Consider the following 24531-nt stretch of genomic DNA (forward strand, 5'->3'; position numbering starts at 1 on the left):
GCCGATGCTGAACGAACCCGCGAAGGATGGGGTGCTGAGCCGCAGCATCAACGACCTGCGCGTCCTGCTGATCGAGGACGACGATTTCACCCGCCGGCTGATGAGCCGTTTGCTGCAGGATTTGAAGGTCCGCCAGGTGTGGGAGGCGTCGGACGGCATGTCGGCGCTGGCCATCCTGCGCGATCATCCGGAAAAGGTCGACCTCGCCATCTGCGATCTGGAGATGCCGCGGATGAGCGGGCTGGACCTGCTGCACGCCCTGCGGACGGCAACGGGCAACCCGCTGGCCGACCTCCCTGTGATCGTGCTGACCGCCCACCGCGAGGCGGACACCGTCAAGCGGGCCATCGCCTATGGCATCTCCGGCTATCTGGTGAAGCCGGTGTCGAAGGCCGACCTCACGAAGCGACTGAGCTTCGTGCTGCAGAAAGGCCGTTGACGGGAACTCTGCAATTATAAGGGGTGGTTGGTCGGAAACTGAACCATTCGGCGCAGTCAGGCGTTGCGGGAACGGATGTGAGGGCGCACCTTGCTTCCGAACACCTCCTCTGACCGGAGACGCCGTGCCATGCCGGGGACCGTCCGGCCCATTCCTGGTCCGTCGCGGCCAAGTCCGTCGCGGCCAAGTCCGTCGCGGATCACCTCGAACCCCATCGTGGACCGCCGTGAGGAGTTGGCGCGCGCCGTCGTCGCCATCCAATTCGAGCGCTGGCCGGCGCTTTACGCCCGTTACGGCGAGGACGGCCGGGAGCGCTGCGTCGAGGATGTCGGCTTCCACCTTCTTTATCTGGCGGAGGCGGTGGCAAGCGACAGTCCGGCGTTGTTCCGCGAGTATGTGGCCTGGGTCAAGATCCTCTTTGCCGGGATCGGCATTCCGGACGAGGAACTGGGCGAAAGCCTGGAGATCCTGCGCGACGTCGTGGCCGCCCGGGTCGATCCCGCCGCGGCGGCGCGCGTGTGCGCCTGCGTTGGGGAGGGGCTGTCCGCGCTGCCCGGTCTGCCGCGGGAGGCGCCGCCCTTCGTCCGGTCGGACGCGCCGCTTGGCGCGCTCGCGCGCTCCTACATGGACGCGCTTCTGGCCGGCGACCGGCGCCGGGCGGCGGCGCTGGTGACGGAGGCCACCACGACCGGGGCGACGGTGCCCGACCTTTACCTGCATGTGTTCCAACCGTCCCTGCGCGAGATCGGGCGGCTGTGGCAGACGCGGGCGATCACCGTGGCGCACGAGCATTTCGCCACCGCTGCCACCCAGGCGATCATGGGCCAGCTCTACCCGGCGATCTTCGCCGCGGAGCGGCGCGGCCTGTCCATGGTCGCCACCTGCGTCGGCGGGGAGCAGCACGAGATCGGCATCCGCATGGTCGCCGATTTCTTCGAGATGGCCGGTTGGGACAGCCATTATCTTGGTGCCAACACGCCGGCGAACAGCATCGTCCACACGTTGCGGGAGCGGAACGCCCGGATTCTGGCGGTATCGGCCACCATCACTGCCCATGTCGGACGGGTGGCCGCCCTCATCGCCGCGGTGCGCGCCGAATCGTGGGAGCAGCCGCCACGGATTCTGGTCGGCGGTTACCCCTTCAACCTCGTCCCGGATTTGTGGAGAACGGTCGACGCCGACGCCTTCGCCCCCGGCGCGCAGGAGGCCATCGCCATCGCGGAGCGGCTGGTCGGTCCGGCCGCCCCGGACCGCGCCGCCCCGGATCGCGCCGCCCCGGATCGCGCCGCCCCGGATCGCGCCGCCGGTGTTGCCTGATGAGCGTGGCGTGAAGGAGGGGGCATGGACGGGTTGGTCCTGACCTGCGACCAGGACGGGCGTCTGCGCGCCCTGCACCGGTTGGGCGCCGGACTGCCGGGATTGACGGGAAAACCCGGCACGCCCTTTCCGGCCCTCTTCGGCCCGGACGCGATGGCGGGTGCGCTGGACCTGTTCAGCGGTTTGCGGAAATCCGGCTGGACTCTGGATCATCCGGTGCACAGCCGCCTCGACCCCGCCGGGGTGCTTCATGTCAGCGGGCTCAGCGACGCGGAGGGTATGGTGCTGGCCGTGGCGCGGACGCCCGGCGGGCTGCCAACCCTGATGGAGGCGTTGGACGCGCTCAATCCGCGGCTGGCCCGGCGGCTCGCCCCCCTCGGGTCGGCGGTTCCGAAGCCGGAGGTTCCCACGGCGGACGCGCTGCTCGACGAGATGACCCTTCTCAACAACGAACTCGCCAACGTCCAGCGGGCGCTCGCCAAGACCAACGTCGAACTGGCTGCCAGCAACGAGCAGAAGAACCGGCTGATGGGCATGCTGGCCCACGATCTGCGCACGCCGCTCCAGGTCGTCGTCGGCTTCGCGGAGATGCTGGAGCAGCGGCTGGACGGACGGCTGGACGCGACGGAACGTGCCTGCCTGGAGCGCATTCGGGAATCCAGCCTGTCGATGCGCCATATGGTGGAGGATGCGCTGTCCCTGGCGGCGCTTCAGGCCGGCCGGTTGCGGCTGACACGGCGGCCGTCCGATCTGGTGGCGCTGGTCCGGCGGAACGTCTCGATGAATCGCGTGTTGGCCGAAGGCAAATCAATCGCCATCGAGTTGTCCGTGCCCGTACACCCGTTGCCCTTGGCCGATATCGACCCGGCCAAGCTTGACCAGCTAATCAACAATCTTCTGTCGAACGCCATCAAATACTCCGACCGCGGCGGGCGGGTCCGCCTCGCGCTGAGCGAAGACGGCGGCCGGGCGCGCCTGTGCGTTTCCGACGACGGGCGGGGCATTCCTCCGGCCGAACTGGCGCAGCTCTTCCAGCCCTTTGCCCGCACCGGCCGGCTGGGCACCGAGGGGGAGGGGACGGTCGGCCTCGGCCTCTACATCTGCCGCTCCATCGCGGAGGGGCATGGCGGGTTCATCACCGCCGATTCGCTGCCGGGACGCGGCTCGACCTTCACCGTGGAGCTGCCGTTGCGGGCATCATCCCCTTGAGAAGCGGGGCATTCCACAGACGGGCTGGCGCGCCGACCGGCGTTGCTGTAAAAGGAGCCCTTACGATGTTGCGACGCGAAAGGTCCATGGGTTTGCCCTTCCGCCGTTTCGGGCGGCCTCCGTGGGGAGCGCCGTGAGCGACGGCCGACCTCCCGACACGTCCCCGGACCGTCAGGCTCCCGAGGATGTCGACCGCGGCGACGCCGCGACCACCGGCTTTCCGCCGGTGAACCCCGCTTCGGCGGTGCTGGACGATTTCCTGAACCACGACCATGGCGCGCGGATCGCGCTGGGCGACCTCGTGGGCATACTGGGCGACCGCGCCTTCGGCGCCCTGCTTCTGATCCTCTCCATTCCGAACATCCTGCCGGTGCCGGGCCTGTCGACGGCGACGGGCCTGCCGATGCTGCTGATCGGCGCACAGATCGCCGCCGGGCGCGATCGTCCCTGGCTGCCGCGCCGGCTGGCTGCCCTCACCCTCGACCGGGACGCCTTCCTGCGCGTGATCGCGAAGGCGAAGCCCCGCGTCGACCGGCTGGAGCGGCATCTGCGCCCGCGCCTGCCGGCGATGACCGCCCCGACGGCGGAGCGGCTGCTCGGCGTGGCCGTGATGATCCTGGCCGGAATCCTGGCCCTTCCCGTCGTCTTCGGCAACCAGCCGCCCGCCTTCGCCATCGCGCTGATCGCGCTGGGACTGATCGAGAAGGATGGGGCCTTCGTCGTCGCTGGCCTTGTGGCCGGGCTGATCGCCATCGTCATCGTCGCCGCCGTCCTGTTCGGTTTCGGGCAGGCCGGTATGCTGATATTCGACAAATTGTTTTCATAAAAGGGAGCGCCCGCGGGCTCGACGCCATGATCTGGGAAGTTCTGGTCATCATTTTGCTGATCCTGCTGAACGCCTTCTTCGCGATGTCGGAAATGGCGCTGGTGTCGTCGCGGCGCGCGCGGCTTCAGCAGATGGCCGAGGAAACGCGCAGCAAGGGTGCCCGCACCGCGCTGAAACTGTCGGAGGACCCCGGCAACTTCCTCTCCACCGTGCAGGTCGGCATCACGCTGATCGGCATCATCGCCGGCGCCTATGGCGGCGCGACGCTGGCCGACCGGCTGGGGACCGTTTTGGACGCCAACGTCGCCTGGATCGCCCCCTACGGGCAGCAGGTCGGTTTCGCGCTGGTCGTCGCCGCGATCACCTACCTGTCGTTGATCATCGGCGAACTGGTGCCCAAGCGCATGGCGCTGGTCAACGCGGAGCGCATCGCCGCCGGCGTGGCCGGCCCGATGAGCGTGCTGTCGCGCATCGCCATGCCGCTGGTCTGGCTGCTCGGCGTCTCGACCGAGGGGGTGATGAAGCTGCTGCGCCTGCCCACCGCGCGCGAGCAGACGGTCACCGAGGAGGAGGTCAAGAGCCTCATCAAGGAAGGCACGCAGAGCGGCGTCTTCGAGCCCGCCGAGCGACAGATGATCGAGGGCGTGTTCCGCCTGTCCGACCGCACCGCGCGGTCGATCATGACGCCGCGCCCGGACCTCGTGTGGATCGACCTCGACGACCCGCCCGATGCCATCGCCAAGGAAATCCAGGCCAGCGGCTATTCCCGCTTCCCGGTCTGCCGCGGCGACGTGGACGAGGTGCAGGGCATCGTGTCCAGCAAGGCGCTGCTCAACCAAGCGCTCCAAGGCCGCCGCTTCGATCTGCGCGAGGCCATGGTGGAGCCGCTGATCGTCCATGACGGCACCCCCGTCCTGCGGCTGCTGGAACTGTTCAAGCAGGCCAGCATCCACATGGCCGTGGTGGTGGACGAGTATGGCAGCGTCGAGGGCATCGTCACCGTGACCGACATCATGGAGGCCATCGCCGGCGAGTTGCCCGAACAGGGGCAGGAAGGCGACGGCTTCGCGGTCCAGCGCGAGGATGGATCCTGGCTGGTGGACGGCATGACCCCTGTGGAGGAGGTGGAGTCGCTGGTCGGCGTGAGGGGGCTCAAGGGCGAGGGCGATTACCACACCATCGCCGGCTTCATGCTGGACCAGCTTGGCCACGTGCCCACCGCCGCGGAGCATTTTCACTGGAACGGCCTGCGGTTCGAGGTTGTCGACATGGACGGCCGGCGCATCGACAAGGTGCTGATCCAGAACCAGGACAAGGCCGCGACGGGCGCGGGCGCATAACAGGGCGTGCACACCGTTACGACCTCCATGGCCCGGGCCGGCGCGCATGGCCCGACAAGAGCATAGGATGTGAGGGGGAGATTGGCGGCGGGGGAGCGTCAGGCTCCAGCCCCCTCGACCGCTCGAACCCCCTTCGGCCCCACGAACCCTGCCGGTCGCAACGCCCATGACGGGCCGTCGCGGGCTGTCGGCCCGGCGTCGTCTCCGTCCTGCAAGCGGCGTCGTCACCTCAGCGTCGCGTAAAAGGCGCAGTTGCCCACATAGCTGGTTCGCAGCGCGGGTGGCAGAAGCTCCTTGAGCGCTGGAGACTGCGCCTTCAGGAGGTTGCGCATCGCCAGCTTCTGTTCGCATGACAGCTGGCCGTTCTGGTAGACGAGATCGAGAATGCCCAAACCCTCGTTGAAGCCGGCTTTCAAGGGGTCAGCGCCATCCCTCATTGCGGCTGTCGCGGCGGCGGCATGTCCGTTGATGGCTGCCGTGACCAGGACGAGATGAAAAGCCTCGTCCTTCTCCGATAGCCACTTGCTGCGATCATCATAATCCATGATCTCCGCCGTCTTGGCATTTTCCGCCGACAGGCATTTCATCATCTTATGCGCGGTCTGCGCTGGCAGCCCGTCATATTCGAGGTGCTGATCCAACGTTGCGTCGGACCGGTTGTATTTCATGCGGAATTTTATCTTCGGAAACCTTTCGACGACGAACACGAAGTTTCCGTCGCCCTCGTTCACGTATTTTCCCAGGTAACCACCCATCAGATACCCTCCGCCGGGCGTCTGCCGCGCATCGCTCATGCCGTCGCTGATCACCTGCAGGAACTCACCCGGACGGTGGACCGCGTAGATCGTCCGTCCGCAAACCGCGCTGCCTCGGCCCCAGGCGCCTTCGATGGCCTTGATGGAGAGGGAGTCTTCTTCCCCTGCGGAGGGCTTCGTGCTGGCGATGCCCCGGGCGTTGGAGGCGGAGTCCCGGAAATCCTGCGGACGCACGTTCACAAGCACCTCGACGTGCCGCCCTTTCAGACGCTCGGGCGCTCTCAGATGCTTGCAGCTCCTGAAGGTCTGGATGAGAGACTGGGCAACGCTCCGATAAACCGGATCGGCCATCGCGCTGCGGTCGACGAGCGAAATACCGGAATATTTCCCCTCCTCATCAAAGAACAGGCGGGCCGGGATCGCCCGGCCGTTGAGCTTGGCGAGTTCGCCTGCGCTCCAGCAATCGGCCAGCTTCCCCGTCAATTCGGTGACTTCGGTCTGGGTGAGCGGAGTGGCTGCGTCCTGTGCCAGCAAGGGGGTGGTGAAGACCACCAGATACAGCAGAGACGCCAACAGCGCTGTCTTCAAAATCGTCTCCAAGGCCGTGCAATGTTCGAAGTGTGACCGGCTTGGCCGGCGTCACTGCCGGCTCACATCGATGCACTGCTTCAGCGCGCCGGCAAAAACCTCCTCCATGCCGGGAAGTTTGAACTCCAGACTGGTCGAGGCAAGAATCCCCGTCCCGGTCATCGCCCGGACCTGCCGGTCGACGATGTCCGCCATTTGGTTGCAGACCTGCATGCACATGAAGTTGCCGCTGGTTTCGCATTGCTGCCGGACACTGTAGATCCGGATGTAGGTCTTTTTCGGATAAAGCCCGAGGGCCACCATCGAGCGCCACTCGGCCTGGGCTTTTTCCTTTTGAGCGCGGCAGTCGGTGTCGGCCATGCACCGTTCATAGGCTTCCTTCGCGCGCTTCTGGCGAGCGATCTCCTCCTGGCGAAGCTGCTCCTGCTGCGCCATCTTCCGGCGGGCCTCCTCTTCGGCTTGCCGGGCCTTTTCCCGCTCGGCGGCGAGGCGGGCCTCCTCTTGCCGAGCGAGCGCGGCGTTCCGGTCGGCGATCTGACGCTTGCACTCCCTCACATTGCCTTCCAGCGCCGCCACCTTGTCTTGCTGCACATAGGCGTCAAGATCGCCGACGCACCGCCGCTCCTCGGCGCTCGTCGCCGCAAACAGCCGCTTGGCATCATCATAGGTTTTCAGCGCGCCGTTGAGCTCGCCGTATATTGTCTGCCTCAGGTCATTGGAATTGTACTGCGCCGGATTGCTTCGCGACTTCTTGTCGATGTCGTTGAATGTGGCGCGTGCGTTCTGGAAAACTATCTTCGCGGTCCGGGATGATATCCTGCGCTGGCCGACCGCCGCGGCAAGCGCGTTGGTGAACGCCACCATTTCGTCCTGGATCGACTGCAGGGTGGGATTCGTATTTCCCGGCATGAATTCACGGAGATTGGCGGTGTAGCACTGTGCGAAGCTGACAAAGTCCGAACCGCCGTGGCTTTCGCACAGCATGATCATTTCGCCGACGCTTGTGTAGTTCCTCGCCGAAACGTTGCCCGTCGTGCACAGCATCATCGCCGATCCGAGGGCCATCACGCCCAAGATCCGCGTCTTGGTCCAAGAGTTCCCTGTTGCTGTCATGGTCGCGGATCTCACCTGATCGAATCGTTGTGTGGTGTCGGGACGAGGGCGGGGCGCCCGGAACAGTGGATGCAGCCGGACGGAAGGGCGCGCGGCACCCGGCGCCCGGCCATATATGAAGCAGTGCTTAGCAAAAAATACTATGCAGTGATGCGTTAATGGGTCGTTAAAGGGGCGGCGGTGGCGCCTTTGGCGGAACGTGGCTATTGTGGCCGCCAGTGGCCCGGAACGGATTCAGACAGGCGCAATGGTCCAGAAACTATCCATGACGGGGTTGGCAACGGTCGTGGAAAACACGTCGCGGTTGCTGCACGCGTCGGGGCATGCCGAAGGGCTCTACCCGGCGCAGTGGGTGGCGCTTCGTTATTTCGCGGAAATGTCCGAAGCTCAGCGCACGGCGTCGGCGCTGGCGCGGTTCCAGGATTTGGCGATCGCAAGCGTGGCGCGCACCGTCGTCACCCTGGTCGACAAAGGGCTTCTCACCAAGCGGCCGAACCCGCGCGACGCGCGGGCCGACGTGCTGGACCTGACGGAGAAAGGGCGCGAACTGCTGAAGAACGACCCGCGCCTCGCGCTGGAGCGCGCGCTGGCGGAGATTCCAGACGAGGACATCGAATCCTACGCCCGCACCGCGACCAGACTCCTGCAACGCCTGCTTGAGCTTCGGCAGTACAAGGCCGATGGCTGAACGTTTTCCCGGCGGTCGGATTCGAAGGTGGATTCCCGTGATGGATGAGAACTGATTCAGGAAGTGGGTTGGCCGGGGAGGCCAGCCCGGAGGATGGCACCTCTTTGCCTGAAGCTGGGTGAGCGGCCGATCGAGATGGCGCTCCCCAGGGGGGTCGTTTCGGCAGGTAGTGACATCACTCCGACCGATGGCGTGCACGTCTTTCCGGCCGCCGGATACGACTGTGGTCGGGCGGGAAATGATCCAATCCGACCTCTTCACAATGTTGATCTTTTCTTCGTCAGGCAGGAGGGGGAGACGCTCCCGGCATCTTTTCTGAACGAAGGGTCAATCGTTATGCCCACCTCCATTGTGACATGGAATTCCCGCGGCAATCCCATCAACAATGTAGCAAAGAGGAATGAGCTGGATGGGCTCCTGGTCGCGAATGATTTCGTGCTGTTGCAGGAGGCTGGTGATCTTGCAAGTGAAATCACCTACAGTACACTGGCTGGTGCTCAGTATCGCGTGATCGGTGTGCCGCAGGCTGGGGCCTTCAACCCTCGCTGTGGTACGGCTATACTGACCATATCAACCCGAAACATTCTTGGATTTGGGTATCGATCGCTAATGAGCAGCAATGGTCGCTTCGGTATATTCGCGATCGATGGATTGAGCAGAACATTGATTGGTACGCTGCATGCCAATTCGGCGAGGAACGCTGCGGCAGATCGCACAGGATTTCTGCAATATTTATACAAGAAATACATCAATGCCTTCGACATGGTCATTGGTGCCGATTTCAATATTCCGCCGCTGGCAAATCCGCTCAATGTCGGCACGAGAAAGCGGGAACAAAACTGGGACGTGCACGCGGTGGGTGTCGATACGCATTTCGGAAATCCCCGTAACAGTGAATTGGACTACTTTGTAACCTCGGTGCGGCCTCAGGGGATTGGCGTCGCTCCTCGGCGAGTTCAGCCGATCGGCATGCTTGGTCTTGCCGTCGATCCTTTGGCTCCTCCCGCAAATGGCAGTGCCGGCTCGGATCACAAGTGGGTCCGGTTCATCTTCTAGCCGGCGGCGCGTTGACGAATGGCGGCGATCAGATCCTCGTTGTCGAAGGGCTTGTAGAAGATCTGGTCGGCTCCCCAGGTCCGGGCCATGGCCGCCGTGCTTTCGATGGGAATGCGGGCGGCGCCGCCGGTAATGACGAAGACGGAGGTGGCGGGGCTGCTCCGGCGCATCGTCTGCAGGAGATCGATTCCGTTCAGGCGCGGCATCCACACGTCGGCAATCACCAGATCGAACGCGCCCGACCGGAGCTTCGCGAGGGCCTCGTCGCCGTCCGCAGCCTCGTCCACCGCGTAACCCGCGTCCTCCAGGCTGGTGCGGAGCGAGTAGCGGACGTTCTCCGCGTCGTCGACCACCAGAATCCGCATCACCATGCCCCCTCAGCCGTGCCGGGCAAGGGTTAGCACGAAGCGGGCACCCTGGGGAGCCTGCGTCTCGAGCCGGATGCCGCTGCCGCGGCGGAGCAGCAGGTCCTGAACCACGGCCAGGCCGAGCCCCGTGCCCTGGCCGTGGGGCTTGGTGGTGTAGAAGGGCTCCATGACGCGCTCCGCGTCGGGGCCGGGGATGCCGGGCCCGTCGTCCTCGACCGTCATGGTCACGAAGCCTCCGGCGGGCGGGCCGATGTGAACGCGCAAATGCCCTGTCTGGCCGGTGGCGTCCAGGGCGTTGACGGCGAGGTTGGTGACGATTTGTCCAACCTCCGTACGGGTCAGGCGGACCGGGGCGACGGAAGCCACGCTGGTCAAGGTGATGACGAAGCTGGGCGGCAGGGTAGCCGCCAGAAGGGCCGTCACGTCGCGCACCGCGGACACCAGTTCCGTTCCCTCCTCGTGCCGGTCGCTGCCGCGGGCGAAGGAGAGCACCTGGCGCACCAGTTCGGCGGCGCTGCGGGCGCTGTCCTCGATGATGGCAAGCGCACGGCCCAGCCGTTCCGGGCGGGTGGCCGCGTCCTTGCGCGCCTGCTGGCTGAGATTGAGGACGGGATGAAGGAGGTTGTTCAACTCATGAGCCATGCCGCCGGCGATCTCGCCGATGGCGACCATGCGGCTCCGGTGCTGCTCCGCCCGCTCCGTCCGGCGCTGGTCCGTCACGTCCTGGAGGATGGCGATCATCGTCTCGCCGGCCGGCAAGACCGATGCCGGCTTGATCGTCCAGTTCAGCGTCCGCCCGCCCTGCTCGGCGTCCCCCTCGACCGCTTCGCCATGCGCCATCCGCCGTAAGAGGGGAGCGAGGTCGGGATCGTAGCGCCGGAAGGTGGCGTTGGCGAAGGCGATCCCCACGTCGCCCGACGCCCGTCGTTCGAGAAGGGCAATGCCCAGAGGCGCCTCTTCGATGGCGCGCACCAAGTGCGCGTTGCGTCCGAGCAACTCCATGCGCGTGCTGCCCAAGGCCCCCAGAAGCAGCCCCGTGGCTCCGGCGGCCAGCATGAAGACTTGAAGATCGACGGTGTCAGGCGGGGGCAGCGCCCCATGCATCGTCAGCACGAGCCCGCCGTTGGTCAGGAAGGCCGTCAGCGTGGAGGCGGCAAACCCCCACAGGAAGCCCGCCGTCGCGATGGGCAGGATGAGCAGGAAGAACGCGCTGGCGGGCGTGGCCATCCGGTCGCGCGTCAAGGACCAGGCCAGCAGCGCGGCGGCGCTCAGCGTGGCCGCCCGCAGCACCGTGCCCACGCCTGGCGACAGCCAACGGTCCTCCTCGCCGGGCGACGGTCGGATCAGGCGGAAGATGGCCAGAAACACGGGCGTGCAGAGCAGAAGCCCCGACAGGTCCCCCAGCCAATAGGCGAAATTCACATTGCCCGCGATGGCGATGCGCTGCGCCGTGATGGCCTGCACCGCCGCGGTCGACAGAACGAGCAGGATGGAGACGGCGGCGAGCGCCGCGACCATGAAGACACCGATCCCCTTCGTGCTCCCGAAGACGTCTCCCCCCAGCCACCGCCGCAGCGCGAGCCCGACGGCGCTCACCACGATCGCCTGTGGGATGATCAGCAGGCTGAAGCCGTTCACCGTGCCATAGACGATCAGGTCGGACGGGATGAAGAGAAAGGGAAGGGTGGTCCAGCCGCCGTACAGCACGAAAGCCAGCATCAGCCCGATGGGCGGATACCAGGCGCTCGCGTTGGGAGCCACCTCGAACAGCCCCGCGGCCCGGTAGAGCACCACCTTCAGCACGAGGTAAAGAAGGATGGCCGGCAGCAGATGGGCGCGGCGCGGGCGGCTCATGGCGGCGTCACAACTCGGTGACGCCGCTCTTCGGGATGCGGATCTCGCGGTGCACCGACATGCTGAGCAGAAGCCCCACGCCGATCATCAGCGTCATCATCGCCGACCCGCCGTAGGACACCAGCGGCAACGGTATGCCCACCACCGGGATCAGGCCGGTCACCATCGACACGTTGACCATCACGTAGAGGAAGAACTGCGCGGTCATGCCGACCGCCACCAGCCGGGCGAACTGGCTGCGGCAGCTCAGTGCGATGACCACGCCGTAGATGAACAGCATCAGGTAGAGCGCCAGCAGGATCAGCGCGCCGACCATCCCGAACTCCTCCGCCAGCACCACGAAGATGAAGTCGGTGTGCTTTTCCGGCAGGAACATCAGCTGGCTCTGCGAGCCGGACATGAAGCCCTTGCCGAACAGGCCGCCCGATCCCAGGGCGATCTTCGACTGAAGGATGTTGTAGCCGGCGCCGAGCGGGTCGGTTTCTGGGTCGAGAAAGGTGTAGACGCGCTGCTTCTGGTAATCGTGCAGGAATTCCCAGGCGATGGGGATGGCGGCCAGACCGCCGCCGATGACCAGCAGGAACTTCCAGATCCTCACGCCCGCCGCGAAGAAGACGGCGCCGCTGCCCATGATCAGCAGCAGCGAGGTGCCCAGGTTCGGCTGCATCAGCACCAGCGCCACCGGGATGAAGACCAGCAGCAAGGGCGGGATCAGCAGCAGCGGGCGGCCGATCTGGTCCAGCGAGATGCCGTGGAAGTAACGGGCCAGCGCCAGGGTCAGGGCCGGCTTCATCAGCTCCGACGGCTGAAGCTGGAAGAAACCCAGGTCGATCCAGCGCTGCGCGCCCATGCCGATGCGGCCCATCAGCTCCACCGCCACCAGCAGGCAGAGCACGATCAGGAAGATGGCGTAGGCCGACTTCATCAGATGCCGCACGTCGACCAGCGCGATCATCAGCATCAGGACGAGGCCGGGGATGGCGCGCACGAGCTGCGGCTGTGCCCAGGGCTTCCAGTTGCCGCCGGCGGCCGAGTAGAGCAGGGCCACCCCGACCGACGTGATGATGCAGACCAGGAGCACCAGCCCCCAGTTGATCATGCGGAACTTGCTGCCGAGCGTCAGTTCCGGGCGCTGCGGGGCCAGCCCGCCCGACCCGTGGTTCGAAAGGACCGCGACCATGAGGAAACGTTCGTTGTGTCCGGGGGCGTCCGTGCCGGAAGGGCAAGCGGCGGCGCCTTGCGCGGCGGATACTGCACCAGCGCCGCCCTCCGGTAAAGCCGCCCCGTCCCCCCGCCTTAAAACTGCTTCAGCAGCCGGTCGATGTACTCGCGTTCCATCTGCGGGCGGCCATACTGGCCGGAGCGGCGGCGCAGCTCGTCGAGGATTTCCCGGGCGCGTTGGAGTTCCGCCTCCTCGGGGATCTTCACGTCCTCGTTGTTGTAGTTGCCGAAGCCGGAGGGGCGGCGGCCCAGCGGGTCGCGGTTGCGGCCCTGGCCCTGGCGCTGCTGCGCCTGTCCGGGCTGCTGCCCGCTCATGGCCGGCCCCTGCTGGCCCATCATCTGCTGCATCATCTGCTCGGCCATCGCCTGCATGCCCTGCTGAAGCTCGTCCATCGCCTGGGTCTGCGACGGAACGGCGGAGCCGGGCTGCCCCTGCTGGAGCGCTTGGCCCGCGTCGCGCATGGCCCGTTCGGCGCGGCCCAGCGGGCGGGGGATCTCGCCGCCCTGCTGCTCGCCCATGCGGCGCATCAGCTCGCCGAGCTGGCGGCGCAACGCCTCCTGCTGTTCGGCCTGCTGCTGCATCAGCGGGCTGCCGGACTGACCCTGCTGGCCTTGCTGCCCCTGCTGCGGCCGGCCCTGGCGGTTGCGCGGCCCCTGCTGCTGGCCTTGCTGCCCGTCCTGCCGGCCCATCTGCTCCTGCGACTGGCGGAAGGTCTGGTCGAGCAGCTGCTGCTGCCGCTGCGTCAGCTCCTGAAGCTCGCGCATCATCTGCGCCGCCTCGTTCTGGCCCTGCTGCTGCATCTGGGCCATGGCGCCGTTGCGCATGTTCTCCATCATCTGCTGCAGTTGGGAGAGCATCTGCCGCGCGGCGTCGCGGGCGCCGGTCTCGGCCATCTGCCGCATCTGCTCCATCATGCGCTGGAGGTCCTGGCGGTCCATCATCTGGTCGGCCATTTCCGGCGGCACCATGGGGATTTGCTCGCCGCGCTCCAGCGCCTCGCGCATCTGCTGCTCCATGGCGTCGAGGAACTTGTCGAGCGCCGCCTGAAGCTCGTCCATCAGCTTCTTCAGCTCCTGGTCGTCCGCCCCACGCTCCAGCGCTTCGGCGAGACGGCGCTCGGCGTCGCGCAGGTCGCGTTCGGCCAACGACAGGCCGCCATCCTCGATGCGCAGCGCGGTTTCCCACAGCAGCTGCTGGACCGCGGGGACGGAGGCCCCCTCCTCGTCGAGCAGCAGGCGGTTCACCGCGGTGCGCATCGCCAGGAAGGCCACCAGATCGCCGCCGAACTGGCTGGGCCGCGCGGAGATTTCGGCCAGGGCGCGGGCCACCTCGATGCGGAGCTGCTGCGGCCGCAGGGTCAGCTTCTTGCGCTCCTCCACGATGGCGCGGGCGACCGGGTGGTTGAAGACGCGCTCCGGCAGGACCATCGCCACGTCCTCCGTGCCGCCGGTCTGGCCGGCGCCGTCGAGCGCGGACAGGCGGATGGTGACGTTCAGCCCGGCCCAGGGATGGGCGGTCAGGTCATGGAAGGCGGCGTTGCGCGCCTCGCGCGGACGGACGCCGGGCAGGGCCAGCGGCAGCTCCAGCGGACTGCGGTCGAGCGCCGGGGCCTCGCCCTCCGGCAGGTCCAGCCGGACGACGGCCTTGGCCTCGGCCAGCCCGTAATCGTCCTGCGCCGTGTAGTCCAGCCGCAGCGCGCCGCGCTCCCCCTTGGCCGGGGGGCTGGCGTAGGCGATGGTCGGCGGGTTGTCCGGGATGATCCGCACATTCCAGCCGCCCAGCAGGGTGGACCCCTGGGTCACGGCGATGCGGTTGCCGTCCTCGATGGGCTGCTGGATCTGGAAGGTGGAGGAGTCGACCGGCTCGAAGGCGGTGGACTTGGTGCCGGCCTCCAGCGACGGCGTGCCGCCACCGCCGGTGACGCGAGCCAGCACGAGGCTGCCCTTGGGGACCGGGACCGGGACCGGATCGGCAAGGCTCGGCGTGTGGGCGGGGTTGGCCGATTTCAGGAAGATCGGCGGCAGGCCGGTGTATTCCGGCGGCGTCACCCAGAGGTCGAGCGTCGCGACGGAGGCCGTTGCCGTTCCGCCGAAATGCGGGGTGATCGCGGCGGCCAGCCGCGGCTTCCAGTCGCCCCAGGTCGCCCCGCCGGCGGCAATCAGCACCAGCGCCACCAGCGCGCGCAGGGCGTAACGGTCCTGGGCGGCGAGGCCGTCGGACAGCGGCATGGCGACGCGCAGCCGCCGCATGGCGGCGCGCAGCCGCTCCTGGTGCAGGCGCCACAACTCCGCGGCGACGGGGTCGTTGCCGGCGGGTGTGTCACGCAAAGCGTGGAGAGGGCGGTGGGGCAGGCCGCTGTCGCGCTCCAGCCGGCGGCGGGCGGCATTCTCGTCCGGCAGGCGGAAGGCGCGCAGCCCACGCCACCCCGTCCAGCCGATGGCGGCGACGAACAGCAGCAGGACCAGCGCGTGCAGCCAGCCCGGCAGAAGCAGGAAGACGTTCAGCAGGGCCAAAGCGAGGAAGGCCCCGGCGATGGTGATGGGCGCCCAGAGCGCCGGCCACAGCCGTTCCCAGAGCAGGGCGGCGCGGGCCTGCCCCATGCGCAGGCGGGGTTCCCGCGGGGCGGGTGCGGGGGGCGCCTCCTTGCGCAGGGGGAAGCGGAACCCGTCCTTGCTGTCGCTCATGCCGCTCTCCCGTCAGGTCAGGCACCGGGCGGGAGGAGACACCGCCGCCGGAACATCGTCAGGATATAGGCTCGGCTGCGCCGTCTGTCGCGGTCCGGCATGCCGGTTCGCTACCGAAACATCGGGCCATGTCCAAATTAAGGCAACCCGACGGATGGTCGAGGGGGCGGCGCCCTTTCCCATTCACGGCCGCGGACGATGGGACGTTCTCCAGGAGGCGAGGTGCAGCGCGTCCGTGCCACCGTGTCCGATCAGGAGCGTTTCCATGCCAAGCCCCAAGACATTCTCGACCGCGACCGCCGCCGGGGAACGATACACCCTCGATCCCGCCAAGGCTGGACAGGTCCTTGTCTATCGGTTCGCCGACAAGGCGAAAGCGACCGAATGGAGGTCGCGCCGCCGGAACACCGTCGGCGGCGGCTTCGCCAAGCCCGGCGATTCGTCGTTGAACGACTGGGCGATCAAGCAAAGCTCGTTCGGCAGCCAATCCGAGAACTCGAACGAAAACCCCTTCGTGTCCGTCGCCACGGATTACGAGACCCTCTATGCAAGGGCCGAGGGGTGGGTGAAGAAAATTCTCGAGGCGGCCCCCGACCTGGGCGTTTTCTCGGTGCCCTACGACAAGCTTTATCGGCCGTCACCGACCAAGCCGCTGTCGAAGGAGGAAACCGAGTGGCTTTACTATGATGGCAACACCGAACTCGAGACTTATCTCCAGTCGTGGGTGGCCAATCCCTACAAGAAATAAACGGCGCGCGGTCGCGGCGTTCCGAGGGCCGGGCTGCCGCAGCCCGGCCGCTCAGGCCGTCGGGGCCACCGTGCCGGCCTTTTCACCCCGCCCGTCGAGCCATTCGCCAAACCACTTGTCCATCACCAGGATATGGCCGCAGAGCCACATCTCGACGTAGCTCTGGAGGAACTGGACCTCTTCCGGATCGCGGGCGCCGGAGTCGGATTGCCGGCGGACGAAGTCGGCGAAGGTGTCGTGCATCGTCTTGTGCTTGGCGTAGTCGGGGTAGCCGACCGCGTGCATCAGCCCTTCCTCGCGGCGGAAATGATAGGCCGAGTAATCGGCCAGCTCGCGCAGGAAACGGTTGGCGGATTCCCGCGTTTCCCCGGCGGCGATCGCCGCGCTGAACTGGTTGAAGAGCTGAAACAGCCGCTGGTGGTCCGCGTCCACCGCGCTCTGACCGATGGCATAGGCCGCGTCCCACTCCATGATGTTCCCCGCCCGTTTCTCGAACGGGGAATCATACGCCTTATGGGTGATTCTGTGCAGAGGTTATTGCGCGCTGCGGGCGCTCCCGGTTCAACCTCTGTGCCGGTCGGCCCATAGATAGACGTCGGCCTTGGCGATTCCTGTGAATTCCGCTACGGCGCCATAGGCCTGTGCGTCGATGCGGATGTCCTCTTGGTAGTAGGCGAGGAAGCAGATGCGCCAATCGTTGGCGGGCTTCGCCAGGACGAGCTGGCGCAGCTTGGACGAACAGCCCGGCGCCCAGGCGCCGCCAGCCATCTGGCGGGCTGGGGAGCGGTCCATGCAGGGGCTCTTGGTCAGCAGGATTTCGACGGTGTCGGGTTCTTGCCCGTTGTTCTGCGCGACATAGCCGGCCCAATTGACGATCAGCGCCTCCTCGGCGTGGGCCGCGCCGCCGCCTGGAACGGTGTTCTGGCCGTTGGGCAGGGAGTTGAGCGTCCAGAGGAGGGTGTCGTCCTCGTTCCAGCGCATGACCAGCGCGACGAGGTTGGGGTCCTGGGCGACGGCCAGGGCGATGTCGGCGACGGCGTCGCGAAAGGCGCCGTTGAGGCGGATGGACGTCATGGAAAGGGGCTCCCTTCGGGTTGGATGCCCCCTTCCTGACGCTGTCCGGCCGATGTGCGTGAAGGGCCGGTCTTCAGTCCTGCCGGTCTTCAGTCCTTCAGCCAGTCCGGCACGCGGTCCAGCGCCAGAAGCTCCTCCACCGGCACGCGTGGCCGGATGATGGAGAACCGGTCGCCGTTCACCAGCACCTCCGGGATCAGCGGGCGGGTGTTGTAGGTGGAGGACATGACCGCGCCATAAGCCCCCGCCGACAGGATCGCCACCAGATCGTCCGGCGCCATCGCCGGCAGGGCGCGCTGGAGCGCGAAGGTGTCGCCGCTCTCGCAGACCGGACCGACGACGTCGTAGGGCTCGGTGGCGGCGCCCCTGGCAGGCTCGGTCACCGGGACGATGCCGTGATAGGCCTCGTAGAGGGTGGGGCGGATCAGGTCGTTCATCGCCGCGTCGATGATGACGAAGCGGCGGTGCAGCCCCTGCTTCAGGTAGATCACCCGCGACACCAGGATGCCGGCGTTGCCGACCAGCGAGCGCCCCGGCTCCAGCGAGATGCGGCAGCCGAGGTTGCCGGTGATCGACTTCACCATGGCGGCGTAGTCGGCGATGTCCGGCGGGGCCTCGTGCTTGTAGACGATGCCCAGCCCGCCGCCGAGGTCGAGGCGGGTGATGTCGTGCCCGTCCTCGCGCAGGACGTGGAGCAGCGCGGCAACCCGCTCGTAGGCGGCGCGGAAGGGGGCGAGGTCGGTCAGCTGCGACCCGATGTGCACGGCGATGGCCACCGGCTTGATGCCCGGCAGCTTGGCGGCCTGGGCGTAGACCTCCCGCGCGTGGTCGTAGTCGACGCCGAACTTGTTCTCCTTTTTGCCCGTCGCGATCTTGGCGTGGGTCTTGGCGTCCACGTCCGGATTCACGCGGAAGGCGATGGGCGCGGTGACGCCCAGGCTGACCGCCACCTCAGACAGCGCCTCCACTTCCGGAATGGACTCCACGTTGATCTGGTGAATTCCGGCCTCCAGCGCGGCGCGCATCTCCTCGCGGGTCTTGCCGACGCCGGAGAAGATGATCTTGCCGGCCGGGATGCCGCCGGCCAGCGCGCGGCGCATCTCGCCGCCCGACACCACGTCGGCGCCAGCGCCCAGCCGGGCGAAGGCGCGGATGACGGCGAGGTTGGAGTTGGCCTTCACCGCGTAGCAGACGTCGGCGTCCTGCCCTGCGAAGGCCCCGGCGTAGGCGCTGTAATGCGCCTCCAGCGCCGCCGTGGAGTAGCAGTAGAAGGGCGTGCCGACCTCCGCCGCGATGGTGGACAGCGGCACGGATTCGGCGTGCATCACGCCGTTGCGGTAGGCGAAGGCGCTCATGGGAAGCGGGCTCCGGAGGACGGCTGACCGGGCTTGGGATCGGTCTTCGGGTTCGGGTAGGTGCCGGGGAACTTATCGGCCTCCCGGCCCTGCGGGGGATCGACGAAGCTCGGCTTCTTGCCGCAGCCGGCCAGCGCCAGCGCGACGGCGGCGGTCGCCAGGATCAGCAGCGGGCGCCTCACAGGAAGCGCTCCCGCGCCGCCGCGACGGCCTCGCGCACGCGGACGGGGGAGGCGCCGCCGAAGCTGCGCCGGCTGTCCAGCGACGCCTCGATGCTCAGCGCCGGGAAGACGGACTCGGTAATGCGCGGCTCGATGGCCTGCAGTTCCTCCAGCGTCAGGGCGGTCAGGCCGACGCGCTTGTCCTCCGCCGCCTTCACGGCGCGCCCGGTGATGTGGTGCGCCTCGCGGAAGGGGATGTTCAGCTCCCGCACCAGCCAGTCGGCGAGGTCGGTGGCGTTGAGGAAGCCGCGGTCGGTCGCCTCGCGCAGCGCCGGCACGTTCGGCTGCATGTCGCGCACCATGCCTTCCATGGCGGCGATGCACAGCGCCAGCGTGTCGTCGGCCTCGAAGACCGGCTCCTTGTCCTCCTGCATGTCCTTGGAATAGGCCAGCGGCAGGCCCTTCATGGCGACCAGCAGGCTGTTCAGGCTGCCGATGACACGCCCGGCCTTGGCGCGCACCAGTTCCGCCGCGTCCGGGTTCTTCTTCTGCGGCATGATGGAGGAGCCGGTGGTGAAGGCGTCCGTCAGCTTGATGAAGCGGAACTGGGCCGAGCACCACAGCACGATCTCCTCCGCGAAGCGCGAGAGGTGCATGCCGCAGATGCTGGCGGCGGCCAGATACTCCAGCGCGAAGTCGCGGTCGGACACGGCGTCCAGCGAATTGGCGGTGGGCCGGTCGAAGCCCAGCGCCTCCGCCGTCATGAAGCGGTCGATGGGGTAGGGCGTGCCGGCCAGCGCGGCGGAGCCGAGCGGGCACTCGTTCAGCCGGGCGCGGGCGTCGCGCAGGCGGCCGCGGTCGCGCCCGAACATCTCCACATAGGCCAGCAGATGGTGGCCGAAGCTGACCGGCTGGGCGGCCTGGAGATGGGTGAAGCCCGGCATCACCGTGTCGGTGTGCTTCTCGGCCAGATCGATCAGCGCGGCCTGGAGCGCCTTCAGACCCTGGTCGGCGCGGTCGAGCGCGTCGCGCACCCACAGCTTGAAGTCGGTCGCAACCTGATCGTTGCGCGACCGCCCGGTGTGCAGGCGCTTGGCCGGCTCGCCGATCAGCTCGGCCAGCCGGGCCTCCACGTTCATGTGGATGTCCTCCAGTTCCACCTTGAAGGTGAAGGCTCCGGAGTCGATCTCTTCCTTGACCCGGTCCAGCCCTTCGCGGATGGCATCGGCGTCGGCCTGGGTTATGATGCCCTGACGCGCCAGCATGGCGGCGTGGGCCTTCGACCCGGCGATGTCCTGGTCGGCCAGCCGCTTGTCGAAGCCGATGGAGGCGTTGATCTTCTCCATGATGGCGGCGGGACCGCGGGCGAAGCGGCCGCCCCACATCTGGCTGGCAGCCGGGGCGGAGTTGCGGTCTTGTGAGTTCGGCTTGGGCTGTTCGGCGCTCATGGCGGGCACAATACGGATGGGAGGACGGGAAGCGTGAGTATGCGGACTTTGGCGGCCACCGCAATCTTTTGTGTGACGCTGGGCGGTGCCGGGCTGTGGATCGCGCTGGCCGGCCCGGCGGCCCCGCCGCCGCCCGCCGTGCTGACGCTGGACCAGCCCTCTCCCGGAGTGACGGCGGTGGGTCTCGACAAGTTCCGCTACATGGAGCCGCTGGCGCCGGTGCCGGAGTTGCCCTTCCTGGACGGCGAGGGGCGCCGGGTCGACCTCTCGGAATTCAAGGACCGCTTGGTTCTGCTGAACCTCTGGGCGACTTGGTGCGCGCCCTGCGTGAAGGAGATGCCGGCGCTCGACCGCCTGCAGGCGCAGCTGGGCGGGCCGGGCTTCCAGGTGGTGGCGCTGTCGGTGGACCGCGGCGGCAAGGATCAAGTGCAGCCCTTCTATCAGCGGACCGGTGTGAAGAACCTCGCCCTCTACCTCGACCCGTCGAGCGCCTCCATGCAGACTCTGAAGCTGCGCGGCCTGCCGACGACCCTGCTGGTGGATCAGGAAGGCCGCGAGCTTGGCCGCATCGAAGGTGCGGTGGAATGGGACTCGCCGGAGGTCATCGCCTTCCTGCGCAAGCACATGGGCCATGGCGGCGGCCCGAACCGCGACAGCCGCGGCGGTCTGGTGAAGACGGGCGGGTGAGACCCGGCCTTGTGAAACTGTGCGCCTCACGTCGGTCTCCTCCTCAGCCCACCGGAGCCGCATGAAGATCCTGATCGCGATCCTGGCCTTGGGGGCGACGCTCTACGCCCTCGTCCTGTTGCTGGCTTATGTTGCCCAGGACCGCCTGATCTTTCCGGCCATTCCGCTCGCACAGACCCCGGATGAGGTCGGCGTGGGCGACATGGCGGTGGTGTCCGTGCGCACCGGTGACGGGCTGGACCTGCTGGGCTGGTACAAGGCGCCGGCTGCGTCGGGGCGGCCGACGCTCCTGCTGTTCCACGGCAATGGCGAGACGGTGGCGTGGAACGGCCACATCGCCCGTGCGCTGATCGACGGCGGGTACGGTGTGTTCATGGCGGAGTACCGCGGCTACGGCGGGAATCCGGGAAAGCCGAGCGAGGCGGGCCTGTATGAGGACGGGCGGGCGGCCTTGGATTTCCTGGAGGCATCGGGCGCGCGGGTGGTCTTGCACGGCTATTCGTTGGGCAGCGGTGTCGCCGTGCAGCTTGCGACGGAACGGCGCGTTGAGGCGGTGATCCTCGCCGCCCCTTACACCAGCATTGCGGACATCGGTGCCCGGCTGCTGCCCTTTCTGCCGGTGCGTTCGATGATCCGCCACCCGTTCGACAGCCTTTCAAAAATTGGTCAAGTGAAGGCGCCCTTGCTGATTTACCATGGCACTCTCGACAGGGTGATATCGGTCGACCATTCCGGACATCTTTTCGAGGCCGCGAACAATCCAAAAACCTTTGTCGTGCTTGAGGGGGCAGATCATGTTGGTCTGTGGGCCTCCGGTGGCGAAAAAGCGGTTCTATCTTTTTTGGAGACGCTTCCGTCCATGATGAGCGTGCGCACTGGCAACTGAGCCAGGTCTATCGACCCTGATTTCTCGTGGAGCGGCTTGCGTTTGGCGCTGCCGAACAAACGCTTCGAAGTCACTGCGATGATCCGGACGTCCCCGGCGGTGCCTGGGTCTGCGGCGGGGCCGGACCGCGCGCCAGTTCGGCCATGACGTCCCGCGCCTCCTCGAAATGGCTGTGCAGCATGGGCAGGGCGTCGCGGGCGAAGTCCCCCGTCTCGCCGCCGCGCTCGGCCTGGGCTTCGTACAGCTTGATGGCGCGGGCGTGGGTTTCCTCTTCCGCGGCCATGTAGCGGCGGTCGAAGGCTTCCTCCGGCGTGTCGCGCAGGCTGGACATGTGGGCGCGGGCGGACAGGCCCAATTCGCGCGGGATGGGAATGCCATGACGCAGCGCCATGCCGGCCAGCCGGTCGGTCTTCAGCCCGTGGTCGTCGGCCATGCGGCGGGCGAAGCGGCGGACGGGCTCGGTTTCGGCCCGATCCTGCGCCAGCTTCCCGAGCGCCTGCTCGGCCATGCCGTCGGCCAGCGCCTCGGCGATGAAGTTCCGCTCCTGCCGGGACAGTGTGGAAGGAGACGCCGGGACGGAGCCCGGGGCCTGCGCCAGGACCGGGCCGGATAGACAGGCCACCAGAGGCCCGGCCACCAGCATCGCCGTCAGGAAGCCGCGCCGCATCGCCCCCGTCCTTTCCGCTGTTCACCCCGTTTCCCCTGCGGGTCCCATGCCCCTGCGGGACGAACAGAGCGCGAGCGCAGCGGTTCCGCAAAAGAACGAAGCCCGCTCCGGTTTCCCGGAACGGGCTTCGCCAAAACGTCCGTTCGGAACCGCCGCGTCAGCGGGTCGGGACCGGCGGATTCTTGGAGTAGTCGTAGAAGCCGCGGCCGACCTTGCGGCCGACCCAGCCGGCCTCGACATACTTCACCAGCAGCGGGCAGGGGCGGTACTTGCTGTCGGCCAGCCCCTCGTAGAGGACCTGCATGACCGCCAGACAGGTGTCCAGGCCGATGAAGTCCGCCAGCTCCAGCGGGCCCATCGGGTGGTTGGCGCCCAGCTTCAGCGCCGTGTCGATGGCCTGGACGCCGCCCACACCCTCATAGAGGGTGTAGACCGCCTCGTTGATCATCGGCAGCAGGATGCGGTTGACGATGAAGGCTGGGAAGTCCTCGGCCACCGCCGCGGTCTTGCCGATGTTCGCCGTCAGCTCGGCAATCGCGTTGAAGGTAGCCTCGTCCGTCGCGATGCCGCGGATCAGCTCGACGAGCTGCATCACCGGCACCGGGTTCATGAAATGCATGCCCATGAACTTCGACGGGCGGTCCGTCGAGGCCGCGAGGCGGGTGATCGAGATCGACGAGGTGTTCGTCGCGATCAGCGCTTCGGGCTTCAGGTTCGGGACCAGCTTCTTGAAGATCTCGCGCTTGAGCGCTTCGTTCTCCGTCGCGGCCTCGACCACCAGATCGGCGTCATGGAACACGGACAGGTCGGAGCCGGTGGAGATGCGGGCGATCGCCGCCGTCTTGTCGGCCTCCGTCAGCTTCCCCTTCTGAACCTGACGGTCCATGTTCTTGGAGATGGCGGCCACCGACTTCTGCAGAATCTCCGCGCTGATGTCGGAGATGACGACCTCGTACCCCGCCTGCGCGCAGACGTGGGCGATGCCGCTGCCCATCTGGCCGGCACCGATGATGCCAATCTTCTTGATCGTGGACATATGAGCTTTCCCGCTTGTCTTTGGCCCGCTGGTCTTCGGAAGAGGACTGGCCGATTACGCCTTGTCCAGCGCGGCCGTCAGCTCCGGGACCGCCTTGAACAGGTCGGCGACGAGGCCGTAGTCGGCGACCTGGAAGATCGGCGCCTCCTCGTCCTTGTTGATGGCGACGATGACCTTGCTGTCCTTCATGCCGGCGAGGTGCTGGATGGCACCGGAGATGCCGACGGCGATGTACAGCTCGGGCGCCACGATCTTGCCGGTCTGGCCGACCTGATAGTCGTTCGGCACGAAGCCGGCGTCCACCGCCGCGCGGCTGGCGCCGACCGCAGCCCCCAGCTTGTCGGCCAGCGCTTCCAGCAGCTTGAAGTTCTCGCCCGACTGCATGCCGCGGCCGCCCGACACCACGATCTTGGCCTGGGTCAGCTCCGGACGCTCCGACTTCGTCAGCTCCTGGCCGACGAACCTGGCCGAACCGGCGTCGCCCGTCCCGGCGATCGCCTCGACCGTCGCCGAACCGCCCGTGGCGGCGGCCGCCTCGAAGGCGGTGGTGCGCACCGTGACGACCTTGATCGGGTCGGCGGACTTCACCGTGGCGATGGCGTTGCCGGCGTAGATGGGCCGCTCGAAGGTGTCGGCGGAGACCACCCCGGTGATGTCGGAGATCGCCGCGACGTCGAGCAGCGCGGCGACCCGCGGCAGCAGGTTCTTGCCCTCCGACGAGGCGGCGGCCAGCACATGGCCGTAGCCCTTGGCCAGCCCGACGACCAGCGGCGCGACGTTCTCCGGCAGCGGGTGGGCGTAGGCCGCGTCGTCGGCCAGCAGCACCTTGGTCACGCCGGCCACCGTGGCGGCGGCCTCGGCGACGGCCTGGGCGCCCTGGCCGGCGACCAGCACATGGATGTCGCCACCGATCTTGGCGGCGGCGCTGACCGCGTTCAGCGTGGCGGCCTTCAGCGCGGCGTTGTCGTGTTCGGCAATGACGAGAATGGACATGTCAGATCACTTTCCCT

At 67.3% G+C, this 24531-nt stretch carries 24 protein-coding genes; 10 read left to right on the top strand and 14 right to left on the bottom strand.

Going from position 1 to position 24531, the window contains the following annotated elements; genetic code table 11:
• Positions 1-4: 4 nt before the first annotated feature.
• From ACFPMG_RS14630 to ACFPMG_RS14650, 5 genes are all read left to right on the top strand, one after another.
• Positions 5-439 (top strand): response regulator, encoded by a 435-nt coding sequence (locus ACFPMG_RS14630; RefSeq protein ID WP_376995824.1) that lies wholly within the window; start codon positions 5-7, stop codon positions 437-439.
• 216 nt (positions 440-655) lie between these two features.
• Entirely contained in the window at positions 656-1756 is a 1101-nt protein-coding gene (locus ACFPMG_RS14635; protein ID WP_376995825.1) for a cobalamin B12-binding domain-containing protein, read from the top strand.
• A 24-nt stretch (positions 1757-1780) separates the two neighbouring features.
• Positions 1781-2965 (top strand): sensor histidine kinase, encoded by a 1185-nt coding sequence (locus tag ACFPMG_RS14640; RefSeq protein ID WP_376995826.1) that lies wholly within the window; start codon positions 1781-1783, stop codon positions 2963-2965.
• Positions 2966-3098: 133 nt separating this feature from the next.
• Positions 3099-3791 (top strand): exopolysaccharide biosynthesis protein, encoded by a 693-nt coding sequence (locus ACFPMG_RS14645; protein WP_376995828.1) that lies wholly within the window; start codon positions 3099-3101, stop codon positions 3789-3791.
• A gap of 26 nt (positions 3792-3817) precedes the next feature.
• Positions 3818-5131: a hemolysin family protein gene (locus ACFPMG_RS14650; RefSeq protein ID WP_376995829.1), complete on the top strand. Its 1314-nt coding sequence runs from the start codon at positions 3818-3820 to the stop codon at positions 5129-5131.
• Positions 5132-5355: 224 nt separating this feature from the next.
• Here the strand turns inward: ACFPMG_RS14650 and ACFPMG_RS14655 are convergent, their stop codons facing one another.
• Both ACFPMG_RS14655 and ACFPMG_RS14660 read right to left on the bottom strand, forming a co-directional pair.
• A complete protein-coding gene (locus ACFPMG_RS14655; protein WP_376995830.1) occupies positions 5356-6474 on the bottom strand; it encodes a hypothetical protein in 1119 nt (372 codons plus the stop codon).
• Between the two features lie 51 nt (positions 6475-6525).
• On the bottom strand, positions 6526-7539 hold the full coding sequence (locus ACFPMG_RS14660) for a flotillin family protein (protein WP_376995831.1): 1014 nt from the start codon (positions 7537-7539) through the stop codon (positions 6526-6528).
• Positions 7540-7852: 313 nt separating this feature from the next.
• On the opposite strand from ACFPMG_RS14660, the gene ACFPMG_RS14665 reads away from it, so the two are divergent.
• Together ACFPMG_RS14665 and ACFPMG_RS14670 are read left to right on the top strand one after the other, a co-directional pair.
• Positions 7853-8275 (top strand): MarR family winged helix-turn-helix transcriptional regulator, encoded by a 423-nt coding sequence (locus ACFPMG_RS14665; protein WP_376995832.1) that lies wholly within the window; start codon positions 7853-7855, stop codon positions 8273-8275.
• A gap of 93 nt (positions 8276-8368) precedes the next feature.
• Entirely contained in the window at positions 8369-9331 is a 963-nt protein-coding gene (locus ACFPMG_RS14670) for an endonuclease/exonuclease/phosphatase family protein (RefSeq protein ID WP_376995833.1), read from the top strand.
• Here the strand turns inward: ACFPMG_RS14670 and ACFPMG_RS14675 are convergent.
• The 4 genes from ACFPMG_RS14675 to ACFPMG_RS14690 all read right to left on the bottom strand — a co-directional run bounded on the left by ACFPMG_RS14675 (position 9328) and on the right by ACFPMG_RS14690 (position 15459).
• Positions 9328-9702, bottom strand: a complete 375-nt coding sequence (locus ACFPMG_RS14675; RefSeq protein WP_376995834.1) for a response regulator — start codon at positions 9700-9702, stop codon at positions 9328-9330. The genes ACFPMG_RS14670 and ACFPMG_RS14675 overlap by 4 nt on opposite strands.
• Before the next feature lie 6 nt (positions 9703-9708).
• Positions 9709-11553: an ATP-binding protein gene (locus ACFPMG_RS14680; protein ID WP_376995835.1), complete on the bottom strand. Its 1845-nt coding sequence runs from the start codon at positions 11551-11553 to the stop codon at positions 9709-9711.
• Between the two features lie 7 nt (positions 11554-11560).
• Entirely contained in the window at positions 11561-12733 is a 1173-nt protein-coding gene (gene rodA / locus ACFPMG_RS14685) for a rod shape-determining protein RodA (RefSeq protein ID WP_376995836.1), read from the bottom strand.
• 116 nt (positions 12734-12849) lie between these two features.
• Positions 12850-15459, bottom strand: coding sequence for a TIGR02302 family protein (locus tag ACFPMG_RS14690; RefSeq protein WP_376995837.1), 2610 nt, complete (start codon positions 15457-15459; stop codon positions 12850-12852).
• 265 nt (positions 15460-15724) lie between these two features.
• Between ACFPMG_RS14690 and ACFPMG_RS14695 the strand changes: the two genes are divergently transcribed.
• Positions 15725-16207 carry a hypothetical protein gene (locus ACFPMG_RS14695; RefSeq protein ID WP_376995838.1) on the top strand — a complete coding sequence of 161 codons (483 nt, stop codon included), beginning with the start codon at positions 15725-15727 and terminating at the stop codon, positions 16205-16207.
• 51 nt (positions 16208-16258) lie between these two features.
• Here ACFPMG_RS14695 and ACFPMG_RS14700 read toward each other — a convergent pair whose 3' ends face one another.
• The 5 genes from ACFPMG_RS14700 to argH form a co-directional block, all read right to left on the bottom strand.
• The gene (locus tag ACFPMG_RS14700; protein WP_376995839.1) at positions 16259-16678 is read right to left on the bottom strand and encodes a bacteriohemerythrin; all 420 of its coding nucleotides are present in this window, start codon (positions 16676-16678) and stop codon (positions 16259-16261) included.
• A gap of 90 nt (positions 16679-16768) precedes the next feature.
• Positions 16769-17281 (bottom strand): hypothetical protein, encoded by a 513-nt coding sequence (locus ACFPMG_RS14705; RefSeq protein ID WP_376995840.1) that lies wholly within the window; start codon positions 17279-17281, stop codon positions 16769-16771.
• A gap of 89 nt (positions 17282-17370) precedes the next feature.
• Complete coding sequence (lysA, locus tag ACFPMG_RS14710) at positions 17371-18636, bottom strand: diaminopimelate decarboxylase (RefSeq protein WP_376995841.1); 1266 nt, start codon at positions 18634-18636, stop codon at positions 17371-17373.
• Entirely contained in the window at positions 18633-18818 is a 186-nt protein-coding gene (locus ACFPMG_RS14715) for a hypothetical protein (protein WP_376995842.1), read from the bottom strand. Before ACFPMG_RS14715 ends, lysA begins: the two co-directional genes overlap by 4 nt.
• Positions 18815-20245: an argininosuccinate lyase gene (argH, locus tag ACFPMG_RS14720; RefSeq protein ID WP_376995843.1), complete on the bottom strand. Its 1431-nt coding sequence runs from the start codon at positions 20243-20245 to the stop codon at positions 18815-18817. The genes ACFPMG_RS14715 and argH overlap by 4 nt, the downstream gene beginning before the upstream one ends.
• Before the next feature lie 72 nt (positions 20246-20317).
• On the opposite strand from argH, the gene ACFPMG_RS14725 reads away from it, so the two are divergent.
• Positions 20318-20932: a TlpA family protein disulfide reductase gene (locus ACFPMG_RS14725; RefSeq protein WP_376995844.1), complete on the top strand. Its 615-nt coding sequence runs from the start codon at positions 20318-20320 to the stop codon at positions 20930-20932.
• Positions 20933-20993: 61 nt separating this feature from the next.
• On the top strand, positions 20994-21818 hold the full coding sequence (locus ACFPMG_RS14730) for an alpha/beta hydrolase (protein ID WP_376995845.1): 825 nt from the start codon (positions 20994-20996) through the stop codon (positions 21816-21818).
• Between the two features lie 70 nt (positions 21819-21888).
• On the opposite strand, the gene ACFPMG_RS14735 is transcribed toward ACFPMG_RS14730, so the two are convergent.
• From ACFPMG_RS14735 to ACFPMG_RS14745, 3 genes are all read right to left on the bottom strand, one after another.
• Positions 21889-22485 (bottom strand): DUF4142 domain-containing protein, encoded by a 597-nt coding sequence (locus ACFPMG_RS14735; RefSeq protein WP_376995846.1) that lies wholly within the window; start codon positions 22483-22485, stop codon positions 21889-21891.
• Positions 22486-22642: 157 nt separating this feature from the next.
• Positions 22643-23521 (bottom strand): 3-hydroxybutyryl-CoA dehydrogenase, encoded by an 879-nt coding sequence (locus ACFPMG_RS14740; protein ID WP_040134476.1) that lies wholly within the window; start codon positions 23519-23521, stop codon positions 22643-22645.
• A 54-nt stretch (positions 23522-23575) separates the two neighbouring features.
• Positions 23576-24514 (bottom strand): electron transfer flavoprotein subunit alpha/FixB family protein, encoded by a 939-nt coding sequence (locus ACFPMG_RS14745; protein ID WP_376995847.1) that lies wholly within the window; start codon positions 24512-24514, stop codon positions 23576-23578.
• Positions 24515-24531: the final 17 nt, after the last annotated feature.

Origin of the sequence: Azospirillum himalayense, assembly GCF_042657465.1 — a bacterium.
Lineage (GTDB): Bacteria > Pseudomonadota > Alphaproteobacteria > Azospirillales > Azospirillaceae > Azospirillum > Azospirillum himalayense.